Source organism: Ruegeria sp. BE10 (assembly GCF_056538905.1).
In genome coordinates, this window is sequence record NZ_JBQFTX010000011.1 from 90,025 (window position 1) to 103,759 (window position 13,735).

Sequence of the window (13,735 nt, forward strand, 5' to 3'; positions counted from 1 at the left end):
TCCAGTCAGAAAGCTTGGATAACTCATCCGAGAACCCAAATTTTTTGCCGCCTCACTGCATTTACCGAGCTGTTTGAGGAATTGATCAGTGCGGAGCTTCCTAACTTTACAGTACTCATGAAACCAATCCTCGCATTCTGGTTCCAGTCCTCTCAAGCAAACTATTAAGGCGCTGGCCATCATTTCAATGTGCGCGCACGTTTGAAGGTAGAGCCCCAATTCGTATGCAAACTCTCGTCGAATGAGTTGTTCTACTGCTGTACCTTTATTAGGAAATGAGTTCTTCATAAATTGGCTCGTGTTTTGACGATTGAGGGCTCTTGCTCACCAAGACAGCAGTAGTATTAAGTTTAATCTTTCGACCTTCACAAGTGTCTGGAATTCACAAGGGTTTGTCTCGCCCGGCGGCACCGCCGGGCCGCGCCGACCCGCCCCCATGGGGCGGCGCGTTTGCGCCCCGGGGCTCCGCCCGTTCGATAGCCCCTTTATCAGCCATCCCCTGCCGATCCGCCGGGTCGGACGCTAACGCCCTCCGGGCCTGACCCGTTTCATGGTATTCTCATCACACCCAAAAAACGGGAGGATGAACCTATGAAACATCTGTCTCTGGTCGCTGCATTCTGCCTGCTCGCGGCGCCCGCCTTTGCCGGGCAATGCCCCGCCGATATTACCGCCATTGATGCCGCTCTGGCCGCGGGTCCCGACCTGTCCGCCGAACAGATCACGCAGGTCGAAACATGGCGCGACGAAGGTGCCGCGCTGCATGATGCAGGCGACCATGACGCGTCGGTCGCGACACTGGCTCAGGCCAAGGACATGCTCGGACTGAACTAGCGCCACGTCACCGATCTGGTTTGACAAAGCGGGCGGTGCAATTGGGCATCGCCCGTGAAGTGGGTGTTCACCCCATGATCCCACTGTGACCCACCTCACAGCCCCAACCGCGCCCTCCTGCTACACTTGACCCAACGGAACCCTCGGCAGGAGGCGCAGATGTCAACATCCATGATCCCCATCATCGCCCTCGGGTCGGCGGGACTCTATTCCGTGGCCATGATCGCGATGAAGTTCTGGTGGAAACTCCCCGGCGTGGGGCTTGGCCTGCTGATCGTCGCAACCCTGCTGGCCGGGGCGACGCTGGAACTTGCCGCGCTGCGCGACGAGCGGCTGGGCATCATCTATACCGGCATTCTGGGGGCCGAGGTCATCCTGATCGCCATCGCCTCTTACTTCCTGTTCGGCGAAAACTTCTCTGGTCGCGAAGTCGCCGGGATTGGCCTTGTCCTGGTCGGCACGGCCTTGGCATGGGCCTGATCGCGCCTCGAACTTCCACTTATTCTGACCCAGATCAAGGATCACCCTCAAGCTTGGTTTTAAGGTGCGCGCAAACAGACTGGAAAAACGAGGCACCCTATGCTGACCCTGATGCTGATCCTTCACATCTTTCTTGGTTCCACCCTTGCCGGGTCCGCTGTAATTGCGGTTTTGGCAATGGGTTACACGTCGGCGACGCATATTCTGGTCGCAGCTGTCGTGGGGTTTGTGGCGGCGTTCCCGGTTTCGTATCTGGTGGCCCGCAAGCTCGAAAGCTGATCCGTGGTGCATAGTTCCCCGCTTTAGACGCACACATCTCAATCTGTTATTGTGTCCGCGGGGGACCGCGTTTGGGCGGCTTTATTCTTCGGGTGCCTGCAACGCATGACCCTCAGAAATGAGAGGTTATTATGCACAAATTCTTAACGACGACCGCAGCCACAGTTCTGACCCTAGGCTTGTCAGCAGGTTTGGCCCAGGCCGAGACCTATGACGCCGCAGCCAAGGGCATGGGGACGAATGCGAACCAGGTCTATGGCATCTCGGACGGGAACGCCGTGGTCAAAACGCAGACCGACTATGACAGTTTCGAAGTCACCGCCGGGCACCCGCTGGAGGGGGCAACGGGTTCGTGCTTCGGTGCACTATTGGTCAACGGGGCTGCGGTCTCGGGCACCGGGAATTGTGTGTTCGATACCACCTCGGGCGATAAGGCGGTGATGACCTGGACGGCCACGGACCTTGGTGCGGATGGGGCTTTGACGGGCGACTGGACCGTCTCGGGCGGTTCGGGCAGTTGGGCCAGCGCCACCGGAAGCGGGAGTTTTTCGTCGCTGACTGATCCTGACACCAAGAAGTTCGTGAATACGATCACAGGTAGTATCACAATCGAATAGATTAATCTTCACAAAGGCTTGCGACAGGGGTGCGGGGTTTGACGTGCCCCCCGTTCGCTGTGGATGTCTAAGGGGTCCATGAACCAATCATGAAGTTTCCCTCAGGTAAGTTGTAACTGGATCGCGCCTTTCCAATCTGTAGAGCAGGCCAGCATCGGCCCGACAGAAGGAGAGAGCCAATGACCAGATACATGACTGCCGGAGCAGCCGCTCTGGCCACGACCCTCACCCTTGGAACGGCCGCGCTGGCCGATACCGCGCCGGATCTGCGCGGCACCTGGTTGGGCTCGTACACAACCGTTTCACCAAGCCATTATCAACGCGGCGATGAGCCCAGGTTCAATCAGGCTGAATGGATGCTGGATGTCCAGATTCAGGAAGACAACGTGTTCTGGGGTCCCAGCAAATGGCGTCGCGAAGGCGATGCCGAGTGGACCGAAAATGAGGCCACTGGCACCATCAGCCTGGACGGTTCGGGAAGTATCGGGATCATCGAAACCTCGCCCATGATCATCGGCGCAAACGCGTTGATCGACGCCCGGTACGAAGATGGAAAGATCTATGCGGATTTCCGTAGCCTGCGTAACGGAACGACTTACAGCACCGTTCTGGAACGTCAGGTGAACTGAAGCGTTTCTGGCCCGATCGGTCTGTAGGGGGTACTGGCTGCGGTTTGTTGCAGCACGTAATAGGTAATCCTGATCGGGTCGGAGCGCTTCTCAAAAAGCGGAACTATGATCCCCTCGGTGAGGGGGCGGGTCGGGCGGTGATGGTGCCACCTGCGACAGGGCTCGGATTGGTCTATGCCCAATAGCGGCGTTCCTCGGTACAGGCCAGCCGGGCTTCGCGATCCTTCAGCGCGGTATTGCAGAAAGTGGGCAATGGCGCTCGACCCAAAACTCACATTATGTCCGCTGCGAAAAGTGGGATCGATTCTTGGAAACTTGCCTCTGGGGATCAGAGAATCTCACGGTTTTAACCAATTTGACCGATTAATGGCCTTTGCGCTCGCAGAAAGACTGCAAAATTGCGTTATTGTCGGATGATTTTGTTTTTCCACCGCCAAGCCAGTGGCACTTCGATGTTTCCAGAGTTATCCACATAAGTTTCCCGGCACATATCAACATCTTATCCCCGTCTAATTTTCATGCTGCAGTGCTATTTTCTTGTTCGAGACAGGCCTGAATGTAACAGTCTGATTACTGCAACGGTTCTTCGGAACCTGAGCGGGGCGCAAAGGCCAGGGGGTCAGAGCGATGAGAGCGGATTTTAGGATTTGTTTTTCGTTGCAATGATTTACCGGTGGGCAAATGGCTGATCTAGGTTTCGAATTTGGATCAGGCGATTACCCTCTCAGAAGGTCGGCGCGTGCTGTGTAGTGCCAGCAGGTACGACGCAGCGGCTTTGGCCCTTTAGGGGGCTGGGGCAACTGGCTCGGGACGTTCCTCGGACGTGTCGACCCGGCAAGGCGTCAGGAGCATCCGCAAGGATGCATGCATGGACCGCGTCTGCGCACCTGACGCCTTTTCCTTTTGCCGGACATTGGCTTGAAACAGACTGCCACTCTATCCCCTTTAAAAAAGGGAACGGGGTTCTTGTGTGTACACAAGAACCCCGTCGTGTTGTCAGAAATGCAATACCGCGTCTATGCACCTGTGATCCGCAGTTTACTGTGGATCGTGGCCGGTATCAACTATATGTTGCGGTTCCTGCCTCGACCCACCAATAAATGGAGTGGTTTACAGGTTTTCCTGCACGTCCGTGGCCGCGCCTTGAATCGCGTCGCCTGCTTTCTCGATGTCTTTGCCAGCACCCTTTGCGGTTTCACAAGCGGTGAGGGTGAACAGGGCCAGGCCAATCAGAATTGCACGGGTCATCGGTTTCTCCATTTGTGTCAGTTATGTGTTGCGTAGCAGTTTTTCCCGAACGAAACCAGAGCTTTGGGTCCCGTATTATTCTTTGCGGATCAACGGGCCAAACAGCGCGGTTGCAACAAAGATCAAAGCCGCCGCACAAACGATGCTGGGCCCGGCTGGCGTGTCGGCCAGATACGCGCCCCACAGCCCGCCCAATGCGGCCACTGAGCCCATGATCGCGGCGTAGAACGCCATGGCTTCGGGTGTTCTGACCAAAGACCGCGCACCCGCTGCAGGGATTACCAGCAAGGCTGCGATCAAAAGAACGCCAACCACCTTGATTGCAACGGCCACGACCAGAGCCATGGCAACGGTCAGCCACATTTCTTCGCGCTTTGGGTCGATATCTGAGGCGTAGGCCAGGTCCGGGTTGAGCGTGGCCACCAACAAGGCCGACCACCTCCAGATCATTAGGGCAAGGATCAATGTGCCGCCAACCCAGATTGTCGTCAAATCGGTTTTTGTGACGGCTAGGATGTCGCCGAACAAAAAGGCGTTCAGATCCAGTCGGACATCCGCCAACAAGGCTACGGTGACCAATCCGGCTGCCAGTGCAGTATGGGCGATGACGCCCAGCAACGTGTCCATGGCAAAACCCTTACCACGCAGCAGCGTCACGGTCAGACCCATGGCCAAAGCGGCAGCGACAATAGCAGGCAGGAATGGCAGCGAAAACGCAAGCGCCAGCGCAACCCCCAAAACCGAGGCATGCGCGGTCGCCTCGCCCAGATAAGCCATGCGACGCCAAACCACGAAACAACCCAGAGGGGCCGCCGCAATTGCAACGCCAACCCCTGCAAGGGCGGCGCGTACCATAAAATCGTCCAGCATCAGTTGGTATTGTCCTGTGCGTGATGGTGATCGTGATGGTGGGAATGGCTGTGCTTATGTTGATACAAAGCCATGGTGCCCTTGGTGCCGCTGCCGAACAATGCCCGGTATTCAGGTGCGTCAGCGACAGTGTTGGGCGAACCTTCACAGCAAATATGTCCGTTCAGACACAGCACTCGGTCCGAGGCCGCCATGACCACATGCAGGTCGTGGCTGACCATCACGACCGCGCAGCCCAAATCGCGGCGAACCTGTTCAATCCGTTGGTAGAACGCAGCCGCACCGGGTTGATCAAGCCCTTGTGTCGCCTCGTCCAATAGCAGCAGTTGCGGATTTTCCAGCAAAGCACGCGCCAGAAGAACGCGTTGAAACTGGCCGCCGGACAGTTTCGTCATCTGTCTGCTGCGAAGGTCGGGGACCCCGGCAATGTCTAATGCATTGACGGCGTCGCGGGCCGAGATGCGCTTGGGAAGACCTAGAAACCGCTGGACTGTCATCGGCAGGGCCGCATCAAGCGCCAGTTTCTGGGGCACATAACCGATACGCAGGCCTGACGCGCGTTTCACTGTGCCTTGGGCAGGAGAGACCGCACCAATCATCGCGCGCAGAAGGGTCGATTTACCCGATCCGTTTGGTCCGACAATCGTGACGATCTCGCCTTCGGAAACCGAGGCGTTCACATGTTCAAGAATGGTTCGGCCATCCACGCGAATGGACATGTCCTTCAGAGAGATCAGCGTTTTTGTCACGGTTGATCCCCAATGCATTCGGGGCACAGACCTTCGGCTTCGACCACAACCCGCTCGATCCGAAACCCCGAGGTGCTGGCCGCAGCGCCTAAACGCCCCTGCGTCAGCTCGGTTTCAGTTTCGGCTACAGCTTTGCAGGATCGGCAGATCAGGAAGGCCGGAATATGGTCATGGGTCGGGTGGGCGCAGGCGGTATAGGCGTTCAGTTGTTCGATCCGGTGGACAAACCCGTTCTGCACCAGAAAATCCAGTGCGCGATAAGCCACGGGCGGTTGCGAACCCATCCCCTCGGCGGACAGGACGCTGAGGATGTCGTAGGCACCCATTGCCCGATGTTTTTCCAGCAGAATCTCAAGTACGCGGCGCCTGACCGGTGTGAATTGCAGGCGCTGCGCTTTGCACTTTGCGTCGGCCTGAGCCAGGGCTGTGTGAACGCAATGCGTGTGGTCATGTTGTCTGAAGCCAACTGTACTCATGGTTATGCGCTCCGGGTATTTTCTGCTTGATATGTTATAACACCAGGCTTATCAAGTGCCTGAAGAATGTGATAACATATCATCTTGGAGTGCGCATGATCCGTTTTTCCCTTTATGTAATTGGTGTCGGATTGGCAGGTCAAGCTGCAGCCGAAGCCCCAAAGGTCGTCACTGATATTGCTCCGGTTCATTCCTTGGTGGCACGCGTCATGGATGGGGTAGGATCGCCAGATCTGATCATCCCGCCGGGTGCTTCGCCGCACAGCAACGCGATGCGGCCTTCTCAGGCGCGTGCATTGCAATCGGCGGATGTGGTGTTCTGGGTCGGCGAAGAGCTGACTCCCTGGATGGCCAAGCCGCTGAGTGCATTGTCCGAGGATGCGCAGCTTGTGACTTTGCTGGATACAGATGGAACAGTTCTGTACGATTTTCGCGATGTTACCGAAGAGGGTCATGAAGAGGATCATCATGATGATCACGATGACCACGCCAAGCATGACGACCATTCTGATCATGACGACCACGACGATCATGATGGTCATGACGATCATGCCGAAGACAAACATGAAGGCCACGACGACCACGAAGAAGGGCACGCAGGCCACGACGATCACGGTCATGACCATGACGGAATTGATCCGCATGCCTGGTTGGACCCCGAAAATGCACGGGTTTGGATTCAGGTAATCGCGGAATCTCTGGCGACCGCTGATCCGGAAAACGCGCAACAGTATCGAGACAATGCACAGACCGCCGATGCCGAACTGGCTGGCTTGCAGGATGAGATAGCTGCTGACTTAAGCGGCATGCAGGCACGCAGCTTCATCACATTCCATGATGCCTATCAGTATTTCGAAAAGCGCTTTGGCTTGGAAACCTCTGGATCCGTCAGCTTGGGCGACGCCTCGGCGCCGGGACCCGCTCGTCTGGCCGCCCTGCAAGAAAAAGTCACCGAAGATCAGATCGTCTGCGCCTTTGCGGAACCGCAATACGACACTCGTTTGGTGAAAACTGCGATTGAGGGAACGGGCGCCGCAATCTATCATCTGGATCCGATCGGCGTGGCCCTTAACCCTGGCGCAGATCAATATACGGATTTGCTGCGCGCATTGGTCGACGGTTATCAGGCCTGTGCCAACGGATCGTAAAAGGCTGAAGGTTCAGCCTTTTTCCTCGCCACAGAACATGTCGTAGACAAGTTCCAGCATGCGGCGCGGGCGGTCATCCGCCAGACGGTAATAGATCGCCTTGCCCTCGCGGCGGGGCGTCACCAGCCCCTCAAGGCGCAGGCGCGACAATTGCTGGGACACGGCAGCCTGACGCGCCGATAACAATTCTTCCAATTCGGTCACGGATTTTTCGCCAGACACCAGGTGGCACAGGATCATCAGGCGACCCTCATGGCTGATGGCTTTCAGGAAATTCGACGCGCGCGTCGCGTTGTTAACCATCTTGTCGAACGACTCGGGAGGCATATTTTGCGAAAGCTGGGGAAGGGCCATCGTTTGTTTCCTTTTCTACGCGTAAGCGGGGTGGGTGTTGTTTTGAGCGGATCCGATACGCGTTATGTTTGGTTACATATTATGATCATGTATTTCCATATGCACGGATCAAAATGATGTGATGTGACAGCGATGAGATTTGATGGACATCACCGCGATAACTTTGGCGACAGCGGGATTGGGCCTTAAAACACGGCGATAGGGGGTGAAGTATCCGGTCCCCCTTGCAGCCCCCCGATGGCGACACTAAGACTCGGGTAACGTTTCTTCGGGTAATGTCCCGATCCATAGCAAAGCAGGCAGGTTCAGAATGTTCGATCCAGTTGATACCTATATGAATACGCTCGTCCCAATGGTGGTCGAACAGACCAGCCGGGGCGAACGGGCCTACGATATTTTCTCGCGCCTTTTGAAAGAGCGGATCATCTTCATCAACGGCCCGATCCATGACGGGATGAGCCATCTTGTCGTGGCGCAGCTGCTGCATCTTGAGGCGGAAAACCCCAGCAAAGAGATCTCGATCTACATCAACTCGCCAGGTGGAGTGGTGACCTCGGGTTTGTCGATTTACGACACAATGCAGTATATCAAGCCGAAATGTTCGACATTGGTAATCGGTCAGGCGGCCTCGATGGGGTCGGTTTTGCTGGCTGGGGGCGAAAAAGGTATGCGGTTCTCGCTACCCAACAGCCGCATCATGGTCCACCAGCCCAGCGGCGGGTATCAGGGTCAGGCCAGCGACATCATGATTCACGCAGCCGAGACACAGAAACTGAAGGATCGCCTTTATGACATATACGTGCGTCATACGGGCCAGACCAAAAAGGCAGTTGAAAAAGCACTTGATCGTGACAATTTCATGAGCCCGGAAGAGGCGAAAGATTGGGGTCACATCGACGAAATCGTTGAAAATCGCGCCAAAATGGACGGCGACGAGGCCTGAGTTTAAGCCCCCGGGCCGGTGGTGCGGGGGCGCATTTTGAGATTGTAGCCGTCTCGGTGCTGGCCTAAGCTGCACCAACAGGTGGCAAGCGCGGTTCAGGATGGGCCGCAGGGACGAAGCCCGAAAGGTAGAACATGGCGACGAATTCAGGCGGTGACGGCAAGAACACGCTCTACTGTAGCTTCTGCGGCAAGAGCCAGCATGAGGTGCGCAAGCTGATTGCCGGACCGACCGTGTTTATCTGCGATGAATGCGTCGAACTGTGCATGGACATCATCCGCGAGGAAACCAAGGCCAGCGGTCTGAAGTCCTCGGACGGGGTTCCGACACCGAAAGATATCTGCGAGGTTCTGGACGACTATGTGATCGGTCAGGCGACGGCCAAACGGGTTCTGTCGGTTGCGGTTCACAACCACTACAAGCGTCTGAACCACGCCCAAAAGGCGGGTGGCGATATTGAGTTGGCGAAATCCAACATCCTTCTGATCGGCCCAACCGGTTGCGGTAAGACCTTGCTGGCGCAGACATTGGCTCGGATTCTGGACGTGCCGTTCACCATGGCAGATGCCACCACGCTGACCGAAGCCGGTTACGTGGGTGAGGATGTCGAGAATATCATTCTCAAACTGCTGCAAGCCAGCGAATACAATGTCGAACGCGCGCAGCGCGGCATCGTATATATCGATGAAGTCGACAAGATCACACGCAAGTCCGAAAACCCCTCGATCACGCGCGATGTGTCGGGCGAAGGCGTTCAGCAGGCGCTGCTGAAACTGATGGAAGGCACCGTGGCCAGTGTTCCGCCGCAAGGTGGTCGTAAGCATCCGCAGCAGGAATTCCTGCAGGTGGATACGACGAATATCCTGTTCATTTGCGGTGGTGCGTTTGCGGGCCTGGACAAGATCATCGCGCAACGTGGCAAGGGCTCGGCCATGGGCTTTGGTGCTGACGTACGTGACAATGATGAACGCGGTGTGGGCGAGATTTTCAAAGATCTGGAGCCCGAAGATCTGCTGAAATTCGGTCTGATCCCGGAATTTGTCGGTCGTCTGCCGGTTTTGGCAACGCTGGAAGATCTGGATGAGGACGCGCTGGTTACCATTCTGACCAAGCCCAAGAACGCTCTGGTGAAGCAATATCAGCGCCTGTTCGAACTGGAAGATGCCGAACTGGCGTTTACCGACGATGCGCTGAAATCGATTGCCAAGAAGGCCATCGAACGGAAAACCGGTGCGCGGGGTCTGCGCTCGATCCTCGAAGATATCCTACTGGACACGATGTTCGAACTGCCCGGCATGAAAAACGTGACTGAGGTTGTGGTCAACGAAGAGGCTGTGTCGTCCGACAAGCAGCCGCTGATTATCTACGCGGACGCGGCGGAATCGGCCTCGGCCGGTTAAGTTCAAAACGAATTAGCAAACACGGCGCGGCATGGACCGCGCCGTTTTCTTTTGGAGGCATCATGACGATCAAACGTATCTCCTCGGGCGGAGAATTCGAAGCCAAAATAGGCTACTGCCGTGCGGTGGTAGCCGGTGGCTGGGTTCATGTGGCTGGGACGGTCGGGCAGGGCGATGATGTGACCCAACAATGTCGTGCAGCACTGGTGACAATCGAAAAAGCCCTGAGCGAGGCTGGGGCCAGCTTTGCTGATGTTGTTCGCGTAACATACATGCTACCGGACCGTGCCGAATTTGAACCCTGCTGGCCGATTTTGCGAGAGTATTTCGGAGAAAACCCTCCGGCCACATCCATGATCGAATGCGGTTTGATTGATCCGAAATTCCGGATCGAAATCGAAGTAACGGCTTATTTGCCGGAATAGTGAGTGCAGCCTTTGTGACACTGGACCTTGGCGTGCCTTTGGTCCATATCTGCGGGGACAGAAATACCGGAGGCAGCCGATGGGAATCCTGAACACGCTATTGCGGGCCGTAACCTGGTGGAACGGGGCCACTCTGAACACGCAGATTTATACCGCGCGCAAGGGCGTCAAGGTCGGTGAGGACAACGAAGGCAACGTGTTCTACCAAAACGCCGATGACAGTAAGCGCTGGGTGATTTTCAACGGCGAAGCCGAGGCGAGCCGGATCGATCCGGATTGGCACGGTTGGCTGCACCGTACCTGGGACGAGCCGCCAACCGACAAACCGTTACAGCACAAATCCTGGGAAAAGCCCCATCAAGAAAACCTGACGGGTACCGCACTGGCTTATGCACCCGCGGGATCTCTGCGTCGGCAAGACCCGATCGAGCGCAAAGATTATGAGGCCTGGAGCCCGGAATAAACGAGGCGAGCAATGTCTACTTATAATGTGACCGAAGTTCTTGTCGGCGGGGCCGTATTGGCCTGTGCCGTTGCCTTCGGCGTCTATGCAAGCCAATCCACCGGTCTGTCGCAAGGCGGTGAAGGGTATCAACTGGGGGCTTCCTTCCGGTCGCTGGAAGGTGTCGGTGTCGGCACGGATGTACGTCTGGCCGGGGTCAAGATCGGCACGGTAACCGGTGTTACACTAAACGCAGACACCTATCGTGCCGACACGACATTCACGATCCGGGACGGTATTCTGGTGCCTGATGACAGCGCCATCGTGATCTCTTCCGAAGGGCTGCTGGGCGGCAATTTCGTTGAGGTGATGCCCGGTGGTTCGCCATTCTATTTCGAGCCGGGCGATCAGGTCGAAGATACCCAAGGCGCGGTGAGCCTGATCTCACTACTGGTCAAATTCGTGGCCGGGGATGGCGGCGAATGAGGCGTTTCGCCCTGATCGCTGCACTGCTGGTCGCCTCTGGCGCATCAGCTCAGGAAAAGGTTCAATCCGCCCCCGGAGCAATCCTGCGGGGCCTGGACAAAGTCAGCGGCCAAACCGTCGATGTCGAAATGCAAAACGGTCAGACCGGAGAGGTATTCGGTCTGGATGTTGCATTGGGGGATTGCCGCTATCCTGTCGATAACCCGACAGGTGATGCGTTTGCCTATTTGACGATCTGGGAAAAAGGTAAGTCGGATCAATTGTTTGACGGCTGGATGATTGCAACGTCTCCAGCCCTGAACGCGCTGGATCATGCACGCTATGACGTCTGGGTGATCCGCTGTATTACACCCTCGGGCGACTGAACCAAAGGCGTGGTAAAATCTGCGTTGGCGTTCAATGCCTCGTCCAATTCCTGACGGTATTGCGAGCGCGGAATTTCGATTGCACCCAAGGACGCCAGATGAGTTGTCAGAAACTGCGTATCAAACAGCCGAAACCCGGTTTGGCGCAGTCGGTCCACCAGATAGGCCAGCGCGATTTTTGACGCATCTGTTCGGCGTGAGAACATGCTTTCCCCAAAGAATGCAGCCCCCAATGTAACGCCGTAAACACCGCCAACCAATTGATCCTTTTCCCAAACTTCCAGAGAATGCGCATAGCCTGACTGATGAACTTGTATGTACAGCTCGCGAAGTTCGGCATTGATCCAGGTGTCGGCGCGATCTGCGCAGCCGTCGACCACCCCGGTAAATTCCTGATCTATGGTGACAGAGAACCCGCAATTTCGGATGCGGCGTGCCAGACTGCGCGAGACGTGAAATCCATCCAAGGGAAAGACTCCGCGGAACTTGGGATCAACCCAGAACAATTCTGGTGCGTCGCGGTTTTCAGCCATCGGAAAAATTCCGATGGAATAGCCGTGTAGTAAGAGTTCCGGGGAAAGGCTCATGCGGAATGCTCGAAGGGCGAAGGATTGCAGCCCTTCGCCCCCAGTGGGTTAGTCAAGCATATTCTCAGCAAGCCAGCGTTCCAACCAGTGGATGTTGTAGGTGCCGCTGTGAATATCGGGTTCCTGCAGGAGGTCGTGAAACAGCGGCACAGTGGTATCAATGCCGTCCACGATCAGTTCGCCCAATGCGCGTTCCAGACGCGCCAGTGCCTCGGCCCGATCGCGGCCCTGTACGATCAGTTTGGCAATCAGCGAGTCGTAATAGGGCGGGATTGAGTAACCATCATAAAGCGCTGAATCCATCCGCACGCCCAATCCGCCGGGCGCATGATAGGCCGTGATCTTGCCCGGGCAGGGTGAGAAGTTGGGCAGTTTTTCAGCATTGATCCGAACTTCGATGGCGTGGCCATTGATTTCCAGATCGTCCTGACCGAACGACATGTCTTCACCGGCAGCCACGAGGATCTGTTCCCGCACCAGGTCGACGCCAAAGATCCCTTCGGTTACCGGGTGTTCAACCTGAAGACGGGTGTTCATCTCGATGAAATAGAACTCACCGTTTTCGTACAGGAACTCGATGGTACCCGCGCCGATATAGTTGATTTTGGCCACGGCGTCGGCACAGACCTTGCCGATCTTGGCGCGTTCCTCTGGCGTGATGCAGGGGCCAGGGGCCTCTTCAAACACCTTCTGGTGGCGACGCTGCAGCGAACAGTCGCGTTCGCCCAGATGAACCGCTTTGCCTTTGCCATCGCCAAACACTTGAATTTCGATGTGGCGCGGCGTGGTCAGGTATTTCTCAATATAGACCTCGTCATTGCCAAAGGCGGCTTTGCCCTCGGCCCGTGCGGTCATGAATGCGCTTTCCATCTCATCGGCGTTCATCGCGACCTTCATGCCGCGCCCACCGCCACCTGCGGTGGCTTTGATGATAACGGGATAGCCGAAATCTTCGCCGATCTTTTTAGCGGTTGCCAGGTCAGGCACACCACCATCCGAACCGGGAACGCAGGGCACACCCAGTTGTTTCATCGTGTCTTTGGCGGTGATCTTGTCGCCCATGATGCGGATATGTTCCGCGGTGGGGCCAATAAAGGTGATGCCGTGATCTTCGACGATCTGCACGAACTCGGCATTCTCGGACAGGAAGCCGTAACCGGGGTGGATCGCCTGTGCGCCGGTGATTTCACAGGCCGAGATGATCGCGGGCATCGAAAGATAGCTCTGCGGGCTGGGCGGAGGGCCGATACATACGGATTCGTCCGCCATGCGCACATGCATCGCGTCGCTGTCAGCGGTTGAATGCACGGCGACCGTCTTAATCCCCATCTCGCGCGCTGCGCGGATGACGCGCAGGGCGATCTCGCCTCGGTTGGCAATCAGGATTTTATCGAACATGGGCC

At 56.5% G+C, this 13,735-nt stretch carries 19 protein-coding genes; 12 read left to right on the forward strand and 7 right to left on the reverse strand.

The features are described 5' to 3' along the window. Positions 1-591: 591 nt before the first annotated feature. From ACR0M2_RS19650 to ACR0M2_RS19670, 5 genes are all read left to right on the forward strand, one after another. Entirely contained in the window at positions 592-834 is a 243-nt protein-coding gene (locus ACR0M2_RS19650; RefSeq protein WP_480706743.1) for a hypothetical protein, read from the forward strand. A gap of 159 nt (positions 835-993) precedes the next feature. Then, positions 994-1,314: a hypothetical protein gene (locus ACR0M2_RS19655; protein ID WP_170379173.1), complete on the forward strand. Its 321-nt coding sequence runs from the start codon at positions 994-996 to the stop codon at positions 1,312-1,314. A 99-nt stretch (positions 1,315-1,413) separates the two neighbouring features. Beyond that, complete coding sequence (locus tag ACR0M2_RS19660) at positions 1,414-1,593, forward strand: CTP synthetase (RefSeq protein WP_170362555.1); 180 nt, start codon at positions 1,414-1,416, stop codon at positions 1,591-1,593. 131 nt (positions 1,594-1,724) lie between these two features. Further along, complete coding sequence (locus ACR0M2_RS19665) at positions 1,725-2,210, forward strand: hypothetical protein (protein ID WP_480706745.1); 486 nt, start codon at positions 1,725-1,727, stop codon at positions 2,208-2,210. A gap of 179 nt (positions 2,211-2,389) precedes the next feature. Next, the gene (locus tag ACR0M2_RS19670) at positions 2,390-2,839 is read left to right on the forward strand and encodes a hypothetical protein (RefSeq protein ID WP_170414398.1); all 450 of its coding nucleotides are present in this window, start codon (positions 2,390-2,392) and stop codon (positions 2,837-2,839) included. A 1,110-nt stretch (positions 2,840-3,949) separates the two neighbouring features. On the opposite strand, the gene ACR0M2_RS19675 is transcribed toward ACR0M2_RS19670, so the two are convergent. The 4 genes from ACR0M2_RS19675 to ACR0M2_RS19690 all read right to left on the reverse strand — a co-directional run bounded on the left by ACR0M2_RS19675 (position 3,950) and on the right by ACR0M2_RS19690 (position 6,182). Then, positions 3,950-4,087, reverse strand: a complete 138-nt coding sequence (locus tag ACR0M2_RS19675; protein ID WP_082643663.1) for an entericidin A/B family lipoprotein — start codon at positions 4,085-4,087, stop codon at positions 3,950-3,952. Positions 4,088-4,162: 75 nt separating this feature from the next. After that, entirely contained in the window at positions 4,163-4,957 is a 795-nt protein-coding gene (locus tag ACR0M2_RS19680) for a metal ABC transporter permease (protein WP_480706746.1), read from the reverse strand. After that, positions 4,957-5,676 carry an ATP-binding cassette domain-containing protein gene (locus ACR0M2_RS19685; protein WP_480706767.1) on the reverse strand — a complete coding sequence of 240 codons (720 nt, stop codon included), beginning with the start codon at positions 5,674-5,676 and terminating at the stop codon, positions 4,957-4,959. The genes ACR0M2_RS19680 and ACR0M2_RS19685 overlap by 1 nt, the downstream gene beginning before the upstream one ends. Positions 5,677-5,702: 26 nt before the next feature. Next, on the reverse strand, positions 5,703-6,182 hold the full coding sequence (locus ACR0M2_RS19690; RefSeq protein ID WP_170362560.1) for a Fur family transcriptional regulator: 480 nt from the start codon (positions 6,180-6,182) through the stop codon (positions 5,703-5,705). Between the two features lie 95 nt (positions 6,183-6,277). Between ACR0M2_RS19690 and ACR0M2_RS19695 the strand changes: the two genes are divergently transcribed. Further along, positions 6,278-7,330, forward strand: a complete 1,053-nt coding sequence (locus tag ACR0M2_RS19695; protein WP_480706747.1) for a zinc ABC transporter substrate-binding protein — start codon at positions 6,278-6,280, stop codon at positions 7,328-7,330. Between the two features lie 12 nt (positions 7,331-7,342). Here the strand turns inward: ACR0M2_RS19695 and ACR0M2_RS19700 are convergent, their stop codons facing one another. After that, a complete protein-coding gene (locus ACR0M2_RS19700) occupies positions 7,343-7,684 on the reverse strand; it encodes an ArsR/SmtB family transcription factor (RefSeq protein WP_170351344.1) in 342 nt (113 codons plus the stop codon). Positions 7,685-7,994: 310 nt separating this feature from the next. On the opposite strand from ACR0M2_RS19700, the gene ACR0M2_RS19705 reads away from it, so the two are divergent. The 6 genes from ACR0M2_RS19705 (at position 7,995) to ACR0M2_RS19730 (ending at position 11,745) form a co-directional block, all read left to right on the forward strand. Beyond that, positions 7,995-8,627: an ATP-dependent Clp protease proteolytic subunit gene (locus ACR0M2_RS19705; protein ID WP_058282412.1), complete on the forward strand. Its 633-nt coding sequence runs from the start codon at positions 7,995-7,997 to the stop codon at positions 8,625-8,627. A 134-nt stretch (positions 8,628-8,761) separates the two neighbouring features. Then, a complete protein-coding gene (gene clpX / locus ACR0M2_RS19710) occupies positions 8,762-10,027 on the forward strand; it encodes an ATP-dependent Clp protease ATP-binding subunit ClpX (protein ID WP_170507477.1) in 1,266 nt (421 codons plus the stop codon). Between the two features lie 62 nt (positions 10,028-10,089). Beyond that, positions 10,090-10,452 (forward strand): RidA family protein, encoded by a 363-nt coding sequence (locus ACR0M2_RS19715; protein ID WP_170362564.1) that lies wholly within the window; start codon positions 10,090-10,092, stop codon positions 10,450-10,452. 79 nt (positions 10,453-10,531) lie between these two features. Next, the gene (locus tag ACR0M2_RS19720) at positions 10,532-10,915 is read left to right on the forward strand and encodes an NADH:ubiquinone oxidoreductase subunit NDUFA12 (RefSeq protein WP_170362565.1); all 384 of its coding nucleotides are present in this window, start codon (positions 10,532-10,534) and stop codon (positions 10,913-10,915) included. 12 nt (positions 10,916-10,927) lie between these two features. Beyond that, the gene (gene mlaD, locus ACR0M2_RS19725; protein ID WP_170516969.1) at positions 10,928-11,380 is read left to right on the forward strand and encodes an outer membrane lipid asymmetry maintenance protein MlaD; all 453 of its coding nucleotides are present in this window, start codon (positions 10,928-10,930) and stop codon (positions 11,378-11,380) included. Next, complete coding sequence (locus tag ACR0M2_RS19730; RefSeq protein WP_480649098.1) at positions 11,377-11,745, forward strand: DUF2155 domain-containing protein; 369 nt, start codon at positions 11,377-11,379, stop codon at positions 11,743-11,745. The genes mlaD and ACR0M2_RS19730 overlap by 4 nt, the downstream gene beginning before the upstream one ends. On the opposite strand, the gene aat is transcribed toward ACR0M2_RS19730, so the two are convergent. Together aat and accC are read right to left on the reverse strand one after the other, a co-directional pair. Further along, the gene (gene aat, locus ACR0M2_RS19735) at positions 11,700-12,332 is read right to left on the reverse strand and encodes a leucyl/phenylalanyl-tRNA--protein transferase (protein ID WP_170379189.1); all 633 of its coding nucleotides are present in this window, start codon (positions 12,330-12,332) and stop codon (positions 11,700-11,702) included. The two genes, ACR0M2_RS19730 and aat, sit on opposite strands and share 46 nt — an antisense overlap. 48 nt (positions 12,333-12,380) lie before the next feature. Continuing rightward, complete coding sequence (accC, locus tag ACR0M2_RS19740) at positions 12,381-13,730, reverse strand: acetyl-CoA carboxylase biotin carboxylase subunit (RefSeq protein WP_480706750.1); 1,350 nt, start codon at positions 13,728-13,730, stop codon at positions 12,381-12,383. Positions 13,731-13,735 lie beyond the last annotated feature (5 nt).

Excerpts from the sequence above, each read along its gene's own strand:
- ACR0M2_RS19650 (WP_480706743.1), top strand. The coding sequence starts at position 592 with ATGAAACATCTGTCTCTGGTCGCTGCATTCTGCCTGCTCGCGGCGCCC.
- ACR0M2_RS19655 (WP_170379173.1), top strand. The coding sequence starts at position 994 with ATGTCAACATCCATGATCCCCATCATCGCCCTCGGGTCGGCGGGACTC.
- ACR0M2_RS19660 (WP_170362555.1), top strand. The coding sequence starts at position 1,414 with ATGCTGACCCTGATGCTGATCCTTCACATCTTTCTTGGTTCCACCCTT.
- ACR0M2_RS19665 (WP_480706745.1), top strand. The coding sequence starts at position 1,725 with ATGCACAAATTCTTAACGACGACCGCAGCCACAGTTCTGACCCTAGGC.
- ACR0M2_RS19670 (WP_170414398.1), top strand. The coding sequence starts at position 2,390 with ATGACCAGATACATGACTGCCGGAGCAGCCGCTCTGGCCACGACCCTC.
- ACR0M2_RS19675 (WP_082643663.1), bottom strand. The coding sequence starts at position 4,087 with ATGACCCGTGCAATTCTGATTGGCCTGGCCCTGTTCACCCTCACCGCT.
- ACR0M2_RS19680 (WP_480706746.1), bottom strand. The coding sequence starts at position 4,957 with ATGCTGGACGATTTTATGGTACGCGCCGCCCTTGCAGGGGTTGGCGTT.
- ACR0M2_RS19685 (WP_480706767.1), bottom strand. The coding sequence starts at position 5,676 with ATGTCCATTCGCGTGGATGGCCGAACCATTCTTGAACATGTGAACGCC.
- ACR0M2_RS19690 (WP_170362560.1), bottom strand. The coding sequence starts at position 6,182 with ATGAGTACAGTTGGCTTCAGACAACATGACCACACGCATTGCGTTCAC.
- ACR0M2_RS19695 (WP_480706747.1), top strand. The coding sequence starts at position 6,278 with ATGATCCGTTTTTCCCTTTATGTAATTGGTGTCGGATTGGCAGGTCAA.
- ACR0M2_RS19700 (WP_170351344.1), bottom strand. The coding sequence starts at position 7,684 with ATGGCCCTTCCCCAGCTTTCGCAAAATATGCCTCCCGAGTCGTTCGAC.
- ACR0M2_RS19705 (WP_058282412.1), top strand. The coding sequence starts at position 7,995 with ATGTTCGATCCAGTTGATACCTATATGAATACGCTCGTCCCAATGGTG.
- clpX (WP_170507477.1), top strand. The coding sequence starts at position 8,762 with ATGGCGACGAATTCAGGCGGTGACGGCAAGAACACGCTCTACTGTAGC.
- ACR0M2_RS19715 (WP_170362564.1), top strand. The coding sequence starts at position 10,090 with ATGACGATCAAACGTATCTCCTCGGGCGGAGAATTCGAAGCCAAAATA.
- ACR0M2_RS19720 (WP_170362565.1), top strand. The coding sequence starts at position 10,532 with ATGGGAATCCTGAACACGCTATTGCGGGCCGTAACCTGGTGGAACGGG.
- mlaD (WP_170516969.1), top strand. The coding sequence starts at position 10,928 with ATGTCTACTTATAATGTGACCGAAGTTCTTGTCGGCGGGGCCGTATTG.
- ACR0M2_RS19730 (WP_480649098.1), top strand. The coding sequence starts at position 11,377 with ATGAGGCGTTTCGCCCTGATCGCTGCACTGCTGGTCGCCTCTGGCGCA.
- aat (WP_170379189.1), bottom strand. The coding sequence starts at position 12,332 with ATGAGCCTTTCCCCGGAACTCTTACTACACGGCTATTCCATCGGAATT.
- accC (WP_480706750.1), bottom strand. The coding sequence starts at position 13,730 with ATGTTCGATAAAATCCTGATTGCCAACCGAGGCGAGATCGCCCTGCGC.